Genomic DNA, 15,307 nt, shown 5'->3' on the forward strand with positions numbered 1-15,307 from the left:
TGTTGGCCGGGATCTATGGCCTTGCGGTCTATAACCTCAAACACTGGCAGGTCGGTCGCGACAAGCTGAAACCGGCCATTGCCATGGCGGTGCTGACCGGTGGTTTCGTTGCCGCCTACACGACCTGGGACGCCTTTGGCATTCGCGCCACGGCCGATCCGTTCACCTTTCTCGCCTGGTTCTTCTTCATCGACGGGCTGGCCCTCCCGCCGTTCGCCTACCTGCGCTGGCGCAGCATGCCCAACCGCCCCGCGCCGGGCCCGTTGATGGCAAAGGGTGTAACCGGCGCATTTATTGCCTATATGTCCTTCGGCTCCATCATGCTGGCGACCCGGCTGGATTCGGTCGGCGAGGCGGCGGTGCTGCGCGAGACATCGACGGTCTTTGCTGCCCTGATCGGCTGGCTGATGCTGGGCGAAAGCACCGGGCCGCGCCGCCTGGCACTGATGGCATTGATCGCGGCCGGGGCCGTGATCGTCGAAATGGGCGGATGAAAGGAAGCGCATGAGCGAGAAACAGATCAATCCGGGCCTGAAGATGGCCCTGGAATACGGGCCGATCATCCTGTTCTTTGTCGGCTATACGCTGTTCAAGGACCGCAGCTTCGCGGTCGGCGGGGCGGAATACTCCGGCTTCATTGCCGTCACCGCCATGTTCATCCCGTTGCTCGCCGCGACAACCTTCGTGCAATGGCGCCTGACCGGACATCTGTCGAAGATGCAGATCGTTACGCTGGTGCTGGTGGTGGGCTTCGGCGGGCTGTCGATCTGGCTCAATGACGAACGTTTCTTCAAGATGAAACCGACCATGATCTACCTGCTCTTCGCCGGTGCCCTCGGCTTCGGCCTGCTGCGGGGGCAGAGCTACCTGGAGGCGGTCATGGATCAGGCCCTGCCGATGGAGCGCGAGGGCTGGATGATCCTGACCCGCCGCGTGACCCTGTTCTTCCTCGGGCTTGCGATTGCCAACGAGGCGATCTGGCGCACGATGAGCACGGATGCCTGGGTGAACTTCAAGACCTTCGGCCTGACGCTGGGCACCTTCGCCTTCTTCGCCACCCAGATGAGCCTGTTTTCCAGATACGGGATCGAAAGCGACGATGCGGATACCGGCACCTCCGGCTAAGGGCTGTACGCTTGACGGAGAACCTTGCAGATTGTAACAGGCGCCCAGAGGCGATTTGTTCACCGGATTGCGGGCCTCTTTAAATATTCCGCTAAAGAGGTCAGGGCCGGACCATCCCCGTCGCTGACAGCGGTGGGGATTTTTTTATGTCGGGAGACAAGACGATGACGAAATGGGGCAAACGCACCGAGGCAATCCACGGCGGCACGCGGCGCAGCCAGTATGGCGAGCTGTCCGAGGCGATGTACATGACCCAGGCCTTCGTCTACCCGACCGCCGAGGCCGCCGAGGCCCGGTTCGAAAAGAGCGGCCCGGACGAATTCATCTATGCCCGCTACGGCAACCCCACAAACCGCATGTTCGAGGACCGCATCGCCGCGATGGAGGGTACCGAGGACGCCTTTGCCTGCACCTCGGGCATGGCCGCCGTGTCGGGCGCGCTGATGGCGCTGTGCAAGGCGGGGGATCACGTGGTGTCCTCGCGTGCGCTGTTCGGGTCGTGCCTTTACGTGCTGGAAGAGGTTCTGGCCAATTTCGGTGTGGAAGTGACCATCGTGGACGGCATCGACAAGGCGGCGTGGGAGGCGGCGATCCGCCCGGATACGCGGCTGGTGTTCCTTGAGTCGATCTCGAACCCGACGCTGGAGGTGATCGACCTGGCCCACGTGGTCGCGCTGTCCCATGCCAACGGTGCGCTGGTGGTGGTGGACAATGCCATGGCCACGCCGATCTTTTCCTATGCCACGCGGCTGGGCGCCGACCTGGTGGTCTATTCCACGACCAAACACGTGGACGGGCAGGGGCGCATGCTGGGCGGGGCGATCTGCGGCTCTCGCGAGCTGATCCGCGGCCCGATCGAGACCTACATCAAACACACCGGCGGGGCGATCAACCCCTTCGCCGCATGGACCCACCTGAAGGCGCTTGAGACGCTGGACCTGCGGGTGCGGGCCCAGGCCGAAAGCACGCTCAGGGTGGCCGAGGCGCTGGCGGATCACCCCAAGCTTTCGCGCATGAGCTACCCGACCCACCCGTCGCATCCGCAATATGACATCGCGATCCGGCAGGCGCCCTCGGGTGGCACCGTGCTGGCAATCGAGGTCAAGGGCGGCAAGGAGGCCTGTTTCCGCTTCCTCAATGCGCTGGAGATCTTCATTATCTCGAACAACTTCGCCGATGCGAAGTCGATTGCGACCCATCCGGCCACCACCACCCATCAACGCCTGCCGCAGGACCAGAAGGACGCGCTGGGCATTTCGGACGGGCTGGTGCGCCTGTCGATCGGGCTGGAAGACCCGGCGGACCTGGTCGCGGACCTCGATCAGGCGCTTCGGGCCGTCTGAGTGTCGCCTCTGGCGTTGCCGATTTGGTGAATCACTGTCAAAGGCTTACATTGAAGCTGTGCGACAGGTGGCATTTCGGAGAGTGGGGGGCCAGCCATGAACAAGTTCACGCCCGAGATCGATCAGAAAGCCACCGAGCTGCCTGACCGGGAGGAGGCCAAACGCGCCCTGGCCCTGCTGCGCGACTGGGCGGCCGGGGCCGATCCGGTCGAAGTGGCCCAGCTGGACCCGTCGATCGCGCGCCTGCTGCCGGGCGGTGAAGTGTCGAACTACCCCGCGCTCAGCCGCGACTATCCGTCCGATTTCGACCCGGACGCAGATTACAAGGCGTCGATGCCCGATCTGCAGAACGGCCCGGCCAGCCTGATCCAGGGCGCAAAACGGCACATCCAGCATGTGGGGATTTCTAACTTCCGTCTGCCGATCCGTTATCACACCCGCGACGATGGTGACGTGACGCTGGAAACCTCTGTCACCGGCACGGTGAGCCTCGAGGCCGGCAAGAAGGGCATTAACATGTCGCGCATCATGCGCAGCTTCTATGGCCATGCGGAAAAGACCTTTTCCTTCGAGGTGATCGAACACGCGCTGGACGACTACAAGGCCGACCTGCAAAGCCTGGATGCGCGGATCGAGATGCGTTTCTCCTATCCCGCGCGGGTGCAGTCGCTGCGTTCGGGGCTGTCGGGGTATCAGTATTACGACATTGCACTGGAGCTGATCGAACACCACGGCAAGCGGCGCAAGTTCATGCACCTGGACTATGTCTACAGCTCGACCTGCCCCTGTTCGCTAGAACTGTCCGAACACGCGCGCCAGAGCCGCGGTCAATTGGCTACGCCGCATTCGCAGCGGTCCGTGGCACGGATTTCGGTCGAGAAGATCCACCAGCCGGGCAATACGCTGTGGTTCGAGGATCTGATCGACATGTGCCGTCTCGCGGTCCCGACCGAGACCCAGGTGATGGTCAAGCGCGAGGATGAACAGGCCTTTGCCGAATTGAATGCCGCCAATCCGATCTTCGTCGAGGATGCCGCGCGCCTGTTCTGCGAACAGCTGCAACAGGATCCGCGCATTGGTGATTTCCGCGTGGTGGCCAGCCATCAGGAAAGCCTGCACAGCCATGATGCCGTGTCGATCCTGACCGAAGGGCGCACCTTCGAGGCGCAGAGCCTCGATCCCAAGCTGTTTTCGACCCTGTTCCACGTTGGCTGAAATGCGTAATTGACAAGCGTCCGGGGCGGCATCCGGCTTGACACCAACCCCGCGCCCGGCCAACCCTGCGCCCATGCTGGATCTGCGCCCTGTTGGATATGTCATAGGCCTGCTCATTGCCGTCCTCGGGGCGACGATGCTGATCCCCATGGGGATCGATCTGGCGGTCGGCAGCCCGGACTGGATCGTGTTTCTGCAAAGCGCGGTGATCACCATGCTGATCGGCGGCTCGGTCGCTCTGGCCACGTCGAACGGGGTGGGGCAGGGGCTGAATATTCAGCAGACCTTCATTCTGACCACCGGTGTCTGGGTCGCGCTGCCGCTGTTCGGCGCGCTGCCTTTCGTGCTGGGCGAGGTGGACGCACGCGGGGTGGACGCGTTTTTCGAGGCGATGTCCGGCCTGACCACCACCGGGGCCACGGTGCTGTCGGGACTGGACAACCTGCCCGAGGGCCTGCTGTTCTGGCGAGGGCTTCTGCAGTGGTTCGGCGGTGTCGGGATCATCGTTGTCGCCATGGTGTTCCTGCCGGAATTGCGCATCGGGGGCATGCAGATCTTCCGCTCCGAAGGGTTCGATACCTTTGGCAAGATCCTGCCGCGCGCGACCGAGATCTCGTCGCGCATCTCGGTGATCTATTTCAGCCTGACGGCGCTGTGTGCCGTCGTCTATTATGCCCTGGGCATGTCGGCCTTCGATGCCGTAACCCACGCGATGACCACGATCGCCACGGGGGGCTACGCCAACTATGACTCCAGTTTCGGCGCTTTCGGGGCCGGGACGGAATATGCTGCGGTGGTCTTCATGCTGCTCGCCGCGCTGCCCTTCGTGCGCTATGTGCAACTGGTCGCGGGCACCGCGCGGCCGCTTGTGAATGATCCGCAGGTGCGTGGTTTCTTTGCAACCGCTGCGGTTCTGATCCTGCTGATGGCGGTCTGGCAGTTTCTGTTTGACGGCGGCTCGATCGAGCAGTCTTTCCGCAAGGTCCTGTTCAATGTGACTTCGATCCTGACCGGCACCGGCTATGCCTCGACCGATTACATGAACTGGGGCTCCTTCCCGGTGGTCATGTTCTTCTTCATCGGGCTGATCGGTGGCTGCGCGGGCTCGACCGCCTGTTCGATCAAGATTTTCCGCTATCAACTGCTGTTTGCGTCGATCAAAGCGCAAATCCGGTCGATCCATTCACCCCATGGGGTGTTCACGCCGCGCTATGCCGGTCGGCGTGTGGGCGAGGACGTTCTGAGCTCGGTCATGGGGTTCTTCGTGCTCTTTGTCGTGTCGCTGGGGCTGATCTCTGTGGCGCTGGGCATGACCGGGCTGGATTTCATCACCTCGGTCTCCGGGGCTGCCGCGGCGCTGGCTAATATCGGCCCGGGTCTGGGGGCGGAAATCGGCCCGGCAGGCAATTACGCGGGGCTGAATGATGCCGCCAAGTGGATTCTGATCGCCGCCATGCTGATCGGGCGGCTGGAGCTGCTGGTCGTCTATGTGCTGTTCACGCTGAAATTCTGGAGAGGTTGACCATGCGCAAACCACTGGGCGCGCAGATTTCCCACATGCTGAGAGATCGCGGCACCGACGTGATTTTCGGCATTCCCGGCGTGCATAACGTCGAAATGTATCGCGGCATCGAGGAAGCCGGGATCACCCACGTGCTGGCGCGCCACGAACAGGGTGCGGGGTTCATGGCGGATGGTTATGCGCGTGCGACCGGCCGTCCGGGCGTGTGCTATCTGATTACGGGCCCCGGCTTTCTGAATGCGCTGACCCCTTTGGGGCAGGCCTGGTCGGACAGCTCGTCCGTCCTGGCGATCTGCTCCTGCCTGGATGAGGCCGCGGGTCGGCGCGGGCAGTTGCATCAGATGCGCGACCAGGCGGGCGCCGGGGCAGCGGTGTGCGACTGGTCCGAAGTTGCCTTGAGCGCCGATGCGGCCTATCGGCTGGTGGACCGTGCGCTGGCCGAATTCGGCTCGGTGCGCAAACGGCCCAAGGCGATTCACGTGCCGATCGCCCTGGCGGGCAGCCTGGCCGACCCCGCGCCCGAGGCCGGTATCGCTCCGGGTCTGCCGCAGGTCCGGCCCGAGGATGTGGCGGCGGTGGCCGAATGGCTGATCGGCGCCCGGCGACCTCTGTTCATCTTCGGTGGGGGCGCTGTGGCTGGTGCAAGTGCCGCGCGACAGCTTGTGGCCTGCACCGGGTCGGCAAGTTTCCAGAGCTATGCGGGGCGCGGTGTGGTCCCGGACGATGCGCCGCTCAGCTTCGGGGCGACCCTGTCGCGCCCCGGCTCGGCCGAGGAGATTGCCAAGGCAGATCTGGTCATCGTCGTCGGTTGCGAGCTGGCCGAGGTCGACCTGTGGCGCAACGAGCTGGGGCACAAGGCGCCTCTGGTGCGGGTGGATATCGACCCGGCAGTTCTGAATGAAACCGTGCGCCCGGATCTGGGCCTGGTGGGCGACGCGGCGCTGTTCCTGTCTGACCTTCTGGACCTTGTCGAGCCCCACGCGCGACCCGGCAGGTGGTCGCCGTCCGAGGTCCAGGCGACGCGCGATCGGTTCCGGGCCGAGGCGGGCGCCGAACGGCCCGGTATTGCCCGGATCTGCGCAGCCCTCGCGCCCGAGATGCCGGAAACTATGCGGGTGTTTTCGGACATGACACAGCTTGCCTATGTCGCCAAGGAAGTCTGGCCGATGGCCGAACCCGCGCATTGGCACCACCCGACCGGGTTCGGCACGCTGGGCTGGGCCCTGCCCGCCGCAATCGGCGGCAAAGTGGGGCTGGGGGCGCTGCCGGTTCTGTGCATCGCCGGGGATTACGGGTTTCAGTACACCCTGCCCGAACTGGGCGTGGCGGTGGAACTGGGTCTGAGCCTGCCGATCCTTCTGTGGAACAATGGCAAGCTGAAAGAGATCGAGGACAGCATGGTCCAAAGCCAGATTGCCCCCAACGCCGTGGTGGCGCGCAATCCGGATTTCCTGGCGCTTGCCAAGGCTTATGGGGCCGGGGCGGTGGCTCCGGGGTCGCTTGAGGATGTGACCCGCGCCGTGCTGGATGCTTTCGAGGCCGACGGGCCAACCGTCATTCACGTCACGCCGGAGATTCTGGCGGGTTAGGCTCGGGCAAGGAAAAAGGCGCGGGGGCTTCCCGCGCCTTTCATGTCTGGCCGGTCGGCGGGGATCAGTCCCAGCAGCTTACCAGCACGGTCATGTCCGCGGCCAGAGCGCTCATGTCCACCGGGTCCATCGAGGCCATCGAATCGGTTGCCGTGGCGGTCACGCCGTTTTCGGCCAGAAAGGCCGCCAGGGCGCTCGCATCGGCTGCAAAGCTCACGTCACCGGGCAGTTGCCGGCCAGTCCCACCGGCAGGCGGTAGCAGCATGCCGATCACCGCACCACCGGAATCCAGAACCGGACCGCCCGCGTCACCAGTCTGGGTGGAGAGCGCCAGCCGGGTCAGTTCGACCTCGCCACGCAGGCCGGCCAGGTCGGCCAGGGTGCCGAAGGTCAGGGTCGGTGCGCCCAGTCGGCCTTCGTAGGAGTAGCCGGCCACGGCCACTTCGGAATTCAGGCGCGCATCGGTGCTCAGCATCTGCGCCACGGCAGGCGGCGAGAGCGCCTCGACCGGATTAAGAAGGACCGCGCCCAGCGCAGGGCTGGCGGCCACCACCCGCGCCTTATAGCCATCCACGGTTATGCGTGCGCAGGCCTGCGCGGCCTCGGCGGTCGTCACCACGGCGCCGTTGCCATCGACGTAAAAACCGGACCGCGACAGGCGCGGGCGGCGGATGTCGAGACCGGACAGCAGGTCGAGGCTCTGCACCGCGTCATCCAGACCGGCATTGTCGGCCAGGGCCATCCCGCCCAGACTCGTGAAGGTCTCGCGCATCTGCTTCAGGGCCACGTCGCGGCGGCGTTCATCCCCGTTGGGCCAGACAAGGGTAAAACCCTTCACCGTGCCATCCACCAGCTTGGCATAGGTGTAGGAGGTGATGTTGTCGTCCCGACCGGTCAGGGTGAATTCATCATTCTTGCGTTCACGCTCGCCCTCGGTCGGTACGATCTCCAGCGATTGCAGGATGTCATAGAGGCCGAACAGGGTCGACCGGTCGCCGTGCTGGCTGATCAGCACCACGCGCACGCCGCTGTCACCCTTGGCGTCATAATGCACAAAGGGGGCTTCGTAGCGGTTGAAATCGACCAGGGCCGCGGGCAGGGAGATCTGGATGCCGGCCTCGCGGTCCTGGGTGGTCTGAAGACCAAGACTGTCAAGGAAGCCCTGGTAGTTGGCCAGCAGTTCTGCCCGTTGGCGGGTGGTCAGAATGCCGGTCGGCTCATAGCCCATGGCCGTCTGGTAATCGCCCATGGCGCGGCGGGTGCCGGGACCGAAGGCGCCGTCGATGCCGGAGTTGTAGAAACCTTCGAATTCCAGCATGCGCTGCAACTCCATGCGGGCCTCGCGGTCCAGAAGGCGTTCCGAGGCGCGGGCTTCGCCCGGGGTTTCGTCGGGAAGAATCTCTGCGACCGGGGCGGTGGCCGGTACGGTTTCAACCGGTGTGGTGGTGTCCAGAGGTGCTGCGCCCAGCGTATTGGCGCCGATCGGCCAGAACTGTTGTCCGTACTGCCCCGAAAAGGCCACGTAGGCGTCTTGCGGGATCGCCCCACCGGCGCGCAGCTCGGTCAGCCGGGCCGTGGCGCCTTGCTGAGTGAACGGCCCGACCGCAATCGCATACCACCCACCGTTTACCCGAAACCCGTTTACGTCCTGCAGGCGCGTCGCGTAACGCTGTGCGGCGGTCTGGGCCTGGGCCAGGCTCGGCTGCGCTTCGAGCTGGATCCATGCGGTCTCCTGTGCTTCGGCCCGGGTGGCAAACAGGCCCCAGAACATCGCGACCAGGACGGTGATTGCGTAAAACAGTCTCTTCATAACCCCTCACGGCCCCACGCGGGGCTCTTCCTGCCAAAACCATTAGAGCTTGTGAACACCATGACGGGGGGGCAGGTCAACCGATGGCTTCGAATTGCGTGATGCTCGGGGGCAACTGCGTGGATCGGGTCGCATTTTCACCATGGGAAACGCGCGCGGGGGGCTTGCCTGTGCAATCCGCCTGACCAGCCGATTGACCCCCTTCTTCCCAGCGCCTATTGAGGGCGCGATAGGACAAGACCTGTTCCGAAGGGGTTCCATGGCCATGAGCGACAACCGACCGAAGAGCTTCCAGGAGATCATCCTGCGGCTGCAGAATTACTGGGCCGAAAAAGGCTGCGCCGTGCTGCAGCCCTACGACATGGAAGTGGGCGCGGGCACTTTCCACCCGGCCACCACGCTGCGCGCGCTGGGGTCGAACGCCTGGGCGGCGGCCTATGTGCAACCCTCTCGCCGTCCGACCGACGGGCGCTACGGCGAGAACCCGAACCGGTTGCAGCACTATTACCAGTACCAGGTGCTGATCAAACCGAGCCCGCCCAACCTGCAGGAGCTCTACCTGGGCTCGCTCGAAGCCATCGGCATCGACATGGCGCTGCATGACATCCGCTTCGTCGAGGACGACTGGGAAAGCCCAACCCTGGGCGCCTGGGGACTGGGCTGGGAGGTCTGGTGCGACGGCATGGAAGTCAGCCAATTCACCTATTTCCAGCAGGTTGGCGGCCATGACTGCACCCCGGTATCGGGCGAGCTGACCTATGGTCTGGAACGTCTGGCCATGTATGTTCTGGGCGTCGACCACGTGATGGACATGCCCTTCAACGACCCGCAGTCGCCCATCGCCCTGTCCTATGGCGATGTTTTCAAGCAGACGGAAGAGGAATACGCCCGCTGGAACTTCGACGTGGCCAATGCGGACGTGCTGCTGCGCCACTTCGAGGAAGCCGAGGCAGAATGCGCCGCGATCCTCGCGCATGAACATGTCGATCCCAAGACCGGCAAGCGCATCATCATGGCTCACCCGGCCTATGACCAATGCATCAAGGCGTCGCATATATTCAACCTTCTCGACGCGCGCGGCGTGATCTCTGTCACCGAACGCCAGGCCTATATCGGCCGGGTTCGCGCGCTGGCCAAACAATGCGCCGACGCATTCGTGCTGACCGAAGCCGGAGGCTATGCAGCGTGAGCGGCAAGATTATCGTAAGCCTGATCGTGGCCATTTCCCTCATCTCCGGCGTAGCGATCTACTGGCTGCAGCTTTACGCCTTCTACGACCCGGTGGATGCCGAGGCCGAGGTAATGCGCATGACCAACGTGGCCACAGACCAAGCCGAAGAGATCATCGCCGATGGGCTCGAGGGCATCGACGCCAACAGCTCGCCGCTCAGATTTCGGGCCTGTTTCACGACGCCCTCCAGCCTGGCGATGCTGACCGAAACCTATGTCATCCACGAAGACCCCACGCCGCTGACCGCCCCCGGTTGGTTCGAGTGTTTCGACGCCGAGACGATCGGGCACGACCTGGAACAGGGGCAGGCCGTGGCCTTCCTGGGGGAAAGGAACATTCGTGACGGGGTGGACCGCATCATCGCCGTCTATCCCGATGGCAGGGCCTTTGCGTGGCACCAGTTGAACGAAAAATATGATGAATGAACGGCGAGTAAACCCATGCCCGACCTGCTGATTGAACTCTTCTCGGAAGAAATTCCCGCCCGGATGCAGGGCAAGGCCGCGGCCGACCTGCAGAAACTCGTCACCGATGGGCTGGTGGATGCCGGCCTGACCTACGCAGGTGCCGCCGCATTCGCCACGCCGCGCCGGCTATGCCTGGGTGTAGAAGGCCTGCTGGCCCGCTCGCCCGACACCCGCGAGGAACGCAAGGGCCCGAAGGTGGGCGCGCCGGACAAGGCGATCGAGGGCTTCCTGCGCGGCGCAGGTGTGACCCGCGACCAGCTCGAGGAACGCGAGACCCCAAAGGGCGCGGTCTATTTCGCCACGATCGAGCATGAGGGCCGCGAGGCGGGCGAGATCGTCGCCGAGGTGCTGGAAGTCGCGATCCGCAACTTCCCCTGGCCGAAATCCATGCGCTGGGGCGGGGCCGGCCAACCAGGAGAGGGCAGCCTGCGCTGGGTGCGCCCGCTGCATTCGATCCTCTGCATTCTGTCGGATGAGGCGGGTGCGCAGGTGGTTCCGATGGTAGTTGACGGGATTCGCTCGGGCGACACCACGCAAGGCCATCGCTTCATGGCGTCCGGAGAGATCACTGTCACCGGGTTCGACGACTACGCCGCCAAGCTGAAGGCCGCACATGTGATCCTCGACCCGCAGGAACGCGCTGACCACATCTGGGAGGACGCCAAGAACGCTGCCTTCGCGCAAGGTTTGGAGATCGTTGAAGACGCGGGCCTCTTGCGCGAAGTGGCCGGGCTGGTGGAATGGCCCGTCGTGCTGATGGGCGACATTGCCGAGGAATTCATCCCGCTGCCGCCCGAGGTGCTGCAGACCTCGATGAAGGAACATCAGAAGTTCTTCTCGGTCCGCAACCCGCAAACCGGCCGGATCGAGAAATTCGTCACCGTCGCCAACCGCGAGACCGCCGATCACGGCGCGACCATTCTGGCGGGCAACCAGAAGGTGCTGGCCGCCCGCCTGGCCGACGCCAAGTTCTTCTGGGAAAACGACCTGCGCACGGTGCGGTCCGTCGGGCTTGCCGGCATGGGCAAGCCGCTGGCCAACGTGACCTTCCACCGCGAGCTGGGCAGCCAGTCCGACCGGATCGCGCGCATCGCCAAGCTGGCGGGCGAAGTGGCCCCGCTGGTCGGCGCGCTGCCGGACCTGTCGGAGGAAGCCGCGCGGGTGGCCAAGGCCGACCTGTCCTCCGAAATGGTCTATGAGTTCCCCGAGTTGCAGGGCGTGATGGGCCGCTACTACGCGCTGGCCGCCGAACTGCCGGAAAGCGTCGCCAATGCCTGCGAGGCGCATTATTCGCCGCTGGGCCCCTCCGATGACGTGCCGGAAGAACCGGTATCCGTTGCTGTCGCCTTTGCCGACAAGCTGGACACGCTGACCGGCTTCTGGGCCATCGACGAAAAGCCGACCGGATCGAAAGACCCCTATGCGCTGCGCCGCGCCGCTCTGGGAGTGATCCGCATCATCCTGTCCAATGACCTGCGTCTGCGCCTGGATCGTTTCATCGACAGCCAGCTTTTGAAACACGAGATCGCCCAGCACGCCGGGGCCGCTGAAGCGGCCGAACTGGCCGCTTTGGAAAACACTCTGGACGAGATTGCCGATCACGGCGTTTTCGGTGCCGCTTTCCACGCCGTGCTGCAAAAGCTGGGTCTGGAAACTCCCGGGGATACGGACACGGTGCTGGGCAAGGTCTCGGCCAAGATGCCGGGCGTGTCCGAAGACCTGCTGTCCTTCTTCCACGACCGCCTGAAGGTCCACCTGCGCGAGGAAGGCATTCGCCATGACGTGATCGATGCCTGTCTGGCGATGCCGGGCAATGACGACCTGATCCTGCTGGTCAAGCGGGCCGAGGCGCTGGCCGGGTTCCTGAAGACCGATGACGGGGAAAACCTGTTGCAGGGCTTCAAGCGCGCGAACAATATCCTGTCGCAGGCCGAGGAAAAGGATGGGGTCGAATATTCCTTCGGCGCGGATGTGAAATTTGCCGAGGATGCCAGCGAAAAGGCGCTGTTTGCCGCGCTGGACGAGGCGCAGGCAGCCATCGCGCCCGCGATGGAGGGCGAGGATTTCGCCGCCGCCATGTCCGCCATGTCCGCCCTGCGCGCGCCGATCGATGCTTTCTTCGAGGCGGTGCAGATCAACACCGACAACCAGGTGGTGCGCCGCAACCGCCTGAACCTGCTGGCGCGGATCCGCGACATCTGCCTGGGTGTTGCCGATCTGACCCGGATCGAGGGCTGACGGATCTTGCGGCGCCCGCTGCAAACCGGGCGGCGCATGTAACCCTTGTGTGACCGCTACCGCGCGCTATGCTGAGGCCCGAACGGAGGGTGCTGCAGTGCAGAAAGACATGAGCGAGCCTGGCTTTATCGAAATCACGCCAACGGCCCCGATCGAGACGGGCCGCCATGGTGGACGGGCCAAGTGCCTGCAACGGCTGATTCGTCTGGACATGCCGGTGCCACGCACCTTGGCGCTGGATTTCGATGCGGTGCATGGGGTATCGGCGGGCGAGATGCCGGACCTGGGGGCAATGCTGAAAATGATCGGCCCGGATCCGCTGGTATCCGTGCGGCCCTCGTCGGAAGACCCCGACTGGGGCGGGCCGTCCGCCATTCTCAACATCGGCATGAATGATGCGTTGCATGCCAAGCTGGTGGAAAGTCATGGCGAAGCCGCGGCCAACGCGCTCTACCTGCGCTTTATTCAGGCTTATGCGGTGCATGTTGGCCGTCTTGACCCTGATGATTTCGATGCGCCCGAAGCGCCCACCGCCGAAGCGCTGCGCGAGGCCCTTGACCTGTACGAGGAAGAGACGCACGAGTATTTCCCGCAGGATCCCGAGGTCCAGCTGGCCGAGATCCTGCGCTCCATGGCTCGGGCCTGGGAAGGCACCACGGCGCGGCTTCTGCGCGAGGCCAAGGGCGCACCGGCAGATGCCGGGCTGGGGCTGATCGTGCAAAAGATGGCTTTGGGCGTGGGCAAGGGGCTCAGCGGTTCGGGCGTCATGCAATTCGTCAACGGTGATACGGGCGTGCGCGAAGTGCGCGGGCGCTACCTGTGCAAAAGCCAGGGGCGTGACGCATTGGCCGCGCCGGATGACAGCGATGTCATGTATCTGACCAGGGACCCGCGAGGCCGGTCGATCGAGGATGTCCTGCCGCAGAATTTCGCGGATCTCATCACCTTCGGCGAAAAAGTGCGGACGCGGCTGCGCGAAGAGATGCAGATCGAGTTCGCCATCGAGAACGAAGAGCTGTTCATTCTGGATGCGGTGCGTGTGCAACGGTCTGAGCGCGCAAATGTGCGTATTGCGGTGGAACTGGCCGATGACGGGATCATCTCGCATGACGAGGCGGTGTTGCGCATCCCGCCGCGCGCCCTGGCAGAGCTTCTGCACAGCCAGGTCGACCCCAAGGGTGAACGCGATGTCTTTGCCGAAGGCATCGCGGCAAGCCCGGGCGCGGCCACCGGCAAGATCGTCTTCAATGCGCGCGCGGCCCAGGCCATGGCGGCGCAGCACGAGGATTGCATCCTGGTCCGCCGCGAAACCAGTCCCGAGGACATTCGCGGTATGCACGCCGCGCGCGGCATCCTGACCATTCGCGGCGGCATTACCAGCCATGCGGCGGTCATTGCGCGTGGTCTGGGCCTGCCCTGCGTGGTGGGGGCCGCTGGCCTTAGGCTCGACAAGAGGAACGGCATGTTGATCGCGCCCGATGGCCGTGTGTTTCGCGAGGGCGATGTGATCACCGTGGACGGCGCGGCGGGCGAGGCGCTCAGCGGCTCGGTCGACCTGCTGCCGCCGGAGCTTGGCGACTGTTTCAGGAAACTGATGACCTGGGCGGATGAAAACCGCGACATCGGCATTCGCGCCAATGCCGACACGCCGCCGGATGCGGACAAGGCGGTCATGTTCAACGCCGAGGGCATCGGGCTGTGCCGGACCGAGCATATGTTTATCGACGACGACCGCCTGCTGGCCATGCGCGAGATGATCTTTGCCAACAGCTCCGAGGACAGACGCGCCGCGCTGGAACGGCTGCTGCCGATGCAGCGCGACGACTTCACCGCGCTGTTCCGTATCATGCAGGGCAAACCGGTCTGCATCCGCCTGTTCGACCCGCCGCTGCATGAATTTCTGCCCCATGGGCGCGAGGGCATGCGTGAATTGGCCGAAGCGCTGGACCTGCCGATCTCGGACGTGACCGTGCGTGTGGCGGGCCTGCGCGAGTTCAACCCGATGCTGGGCATGCGTGGCGTTCGCTTGGGTATCACAGTACCTGAAATCTATGACATGCAGGCCCGCGCCATTTTCGAGGCCACGATCGAGGCATCGAAATCCGGCGACCCCGTGGTGCCCGAGATCATGATCCCCCTGGTCAGCGCCAAGCGCGAGGTCGAGATCGTCAAGACCCACATCGACGCCGTTGCCGCTGCCGTCCGGGTCGAGACCGAAGCCGATTTCACCTACCGCCTGGGTGTGATGGTGGAAACGCCGCGCGCCGCTTTGCGGGCGGACGAGATCGCGCATCATGCGTCCTTCATGTCCTTTGGCACGAACGACCTCACGCAGATGACCTACGGGCTTTCACGCGATGATGCGGGGCGTTTCATGGGTGAATATGTGAAGCAGGGTGTCTATGTCGAAGACCCGTTCCACACGCTGGACCGTGAAGGGGTGGGGGAACTGCTGGAGATCGGGGCAGAGCGGGCGCGAGACGCGCGTGAGACGGTCACGCTGTCGATCTGCGGTGAACATGGCGGCAACCCCGAATCCATTGCCTTCTGTCGCGAAGCCGGGTTCGACTATGTCAGCTGTTCCCCCTTCCGCGTCCCGGTGGCCCGGCTGGCGGCAGCCCATTTGGCCATTCAGGACCGCATGGCGCAACAAGCTGAAAAGACGGAATAAAATTTGCCTCTCCACGGAAACGCATGGCGGCTATGCGTTTCCAGGCGGCTGAAAAACTGGACGAAAGCGCACTTTTCCCCTACTTTCCGCGCCTTG

11 protein-coding genes and 1 riboswitch are annotated in these 15,307 nt (G+C 64.2%); of the genes, 10 read left to right on the plus strand and 1 reads right to left on the minus strand.

Annotated features, from left to right (window positions below):
• The 6 genes from Q1V43_RS09725 to Q1V43_RS09750 all read left to right on the plus strand — a co-directional run.
• On the plus strand, window positions 1-494 hold a 494-nt coding region (locus Q1V43_RS09725), incomplete at its 5' end, for a DMT family transporter (RefSeq protein ID WP_300517097.1).
• 10 nt (window positions 495-504) lie between these two features.
• On the plus strand, window positions 505-1,125 hold the full coding sequence (locus Q1V43_RS09730; RefSeq protein ID WP_300517099.1) for an inner membrane-spanning protein YciB: 621 nt from the start codon (window positions 505-507) through the stop codon (window positions 1,123-1,125).
• A gap of 37 nt (window positions 1,126-1,162) precedes the next feature.
• Window positions 1,163-1,241: riboswitch (SAM riboswitch) on the plus strand.
• A gap of 48 nt (window positions 1,242-1,289) precedes the next feature.
• Entirely contained in the window at window positions 1,290-2,468 is a 1,179-nt protein-coding gene (locus tag Q1V43_RS09735) for an aminotransferase class I/II-fold pyridoxal phosphate-dependent enzyme (RefSeq protein ID WP_300517249.1), read from the plus strand.
• Between the two features lie 96 nt (window positions 2,469-2,564).
• The gene (gene folE2, locus Q1V43_RS09740; protein ID WP_300517102.1) at window positions 2,565-3,683 is read left to right on the plus strand and encodes a GTP cyclohydrolase FolE2; all 1,119 of its coding nucleotides are present in this window, start codon (window positions 2,565-2,567) and stop codon (window positions 3,681-3,683) included.
• Window positions 3,684-3,756: 73 nt separating this feature from the next.
• On the plus strand, window positions 3,757-5,205 hold the full coding sequence (locus Q1V43_RS09745; RefSeq protein WP_300517104.1) for a TrkH family potassium uptake protein: 1,449 nt from the start codon (window positions 3,757-3,759) through the stop codon (window positions 5,203-5,205).
• A 2-nt stretch (window positions 5,206-5,207) separates the two neighbouring features.
• Complete coding sequence (locus tag Q1V43_RS09750) at window positions 5,208-6,794, plus strand: thiamine pyrophosphate-binding protein (RefSeq protein ID WP_300517107.1); 1,587 nt, start codon at window positions 5,208-5,210, stop codon at window positions 6,792-6,794.
• Window positions 6,795-6,858: 64 nt separating this feature from the next.
• Here the strand turns inward: Q1V43_RS09750 and Q1V43_RS09755 are convergent, their stop codons facing one another.
• Window positions 6,859-8,604: a peptidoglycan-binding protein gene (locus Q1V43_RS09755; RefSeq protein ID WP_300517111.1), complete on the minus strand. Its 1,746-nt coding sequence runs from the start codon at window positions 8,602-8,604 to the stop codon at window positions 6,859-6,861.
• Window positions 8,605-8,869: 265 nt separating this feature from the next.
• On the opposite strand from Q1V43_RS09755, the gene Q1V43_RS09760 reads away from it, so the two are divergent.
• From Q1V43_RS09760 to Q1V43_RS09775, 4 genes are all read left to right on the plus strand, one after another.
• Window positions 8,870-9,793, plus strand: a complete 924-nt coding sequence (locus Q1V43_RS09760; RefSeq protein ID WP_300517113.1) for a glycine--tRNA ligase subunit alpha — start codon at window positions 8,870-8,872, stop codon at window positions 9,791-9,793.
• Entirely contained in the window at window positions 9,790-10,260 is a 471-nt protein-coding gene (locus tag Q1V43_RS09765; RefSeq protein ID WP_300517115.1) for a DUF6446 family protein, read from the plus strand. The genes Q1V43_RS09760 and Q1V43_RS09765 overlap by 4 nt, the downstream gene beginning before the upstream one ends.
• Window positions 10,261-10,275: 15 nt before the next feature.
• Window positions 10,276-12,540 (plus strand): glycine--tRNA ligase subunit beta, encoded by a 2,265-nt coding sequence (gene glyS / locus Q1V43_RS09770; protein ID WP_300517118.1) that lies wholly within the window; start codon window positions 10,276-10,278, stop codon window positions 12,538-12,540.
• A 109-nt stretch (window positions 12,541-12,649) separates the two neighbouring features.
• Complete coding sequence (locus Q1V43_RS09775; RefSeq protein WP_300517120.1) at window positions 12,650-15,211, plus strand: putative PEP-binding protein; 2,562 nt, start codon at window positions 12,650-12,652, stop codon at window positions 15,209-15,211.
• Window positions 15,212-15,307: the final 96 nt, after the last annotated feature.

Origin of the sequence: Aliiroseovarius sp. (assembly GCF_030148435.1) — a bacterium.
GTDB lineage: Bacteria > Pseudomonadota > Alphaproteobacteria > Rhodobacterales > Rhodobacteraceae > JASBTN01.

Excerpts from the sequence above, each read along its gene's own strand:
- Q1V43_RS09775 (WP_300517120.1), top strand. The coding sequence starts at position 12,650 with ATGAGCGAGCCTGGCTTTATCGAAATCACGCCAACGGCCCCGATCGAG.
- Q1V43_RS09750 (WP_300517107.1), top strand. The coding sequence starts at position 5,208 with ATGCGCAAACCACTGGGCGCGCAGATTTCCCACATGCTGAGAGATCGC.
- folE2 (WP_300517102.1), top strand. The coding sequence starts at position 2,565 with ATGAACAAGTTCACGCCCGAGATCGATCAGAAAGCCACCGAGCTGCCT.
- glyS (WP_300517118.1), top strand. The coding sequence starts at position 10,276 with ATGCCCGACCTGCTGATTGAACTCTTCTCGGAAGAAATTCCCGCCCGG.
- Q1V43_RS09735 (WP_300517249.1), top strand. The coding sequence starts at position 1,290 with ATGACGAAATGGGGCAAACGCACCGAGGCAATCCACGGCGGCACGCGG.
- Q1V43_RS09730 (WP_300517099.1), top strand. The coding sequence starts at position 505 with ATGAGCGAGAAACAGATCAATCCGGGCCTGAAGATGGCCCTGGAATAC.
- Q1V43_RS09760 (WP_300517113.1), top strand. The coding sequence starts at position 8,870 with ATGAGCGACAACCGACCGAAGAGCTTCCAGGAGATCATCCTGCGGCTG.
- Q1V43_RS09745 (WP_300517104.1), top strand. The coding sequence starts at position 3,757 with ATGCTGGATCTGCGCCCTGTTGGATATGTCATAGGCCTGCTCATTGCC.
- Q1V43_RS09755 (WP_300517111.1), bottom strand. The coding sequence starts at position 8,604 with ATGAAGAGACTGTTTTACGCAATCACCGTCCTGGTCGCGATGTTCTGG.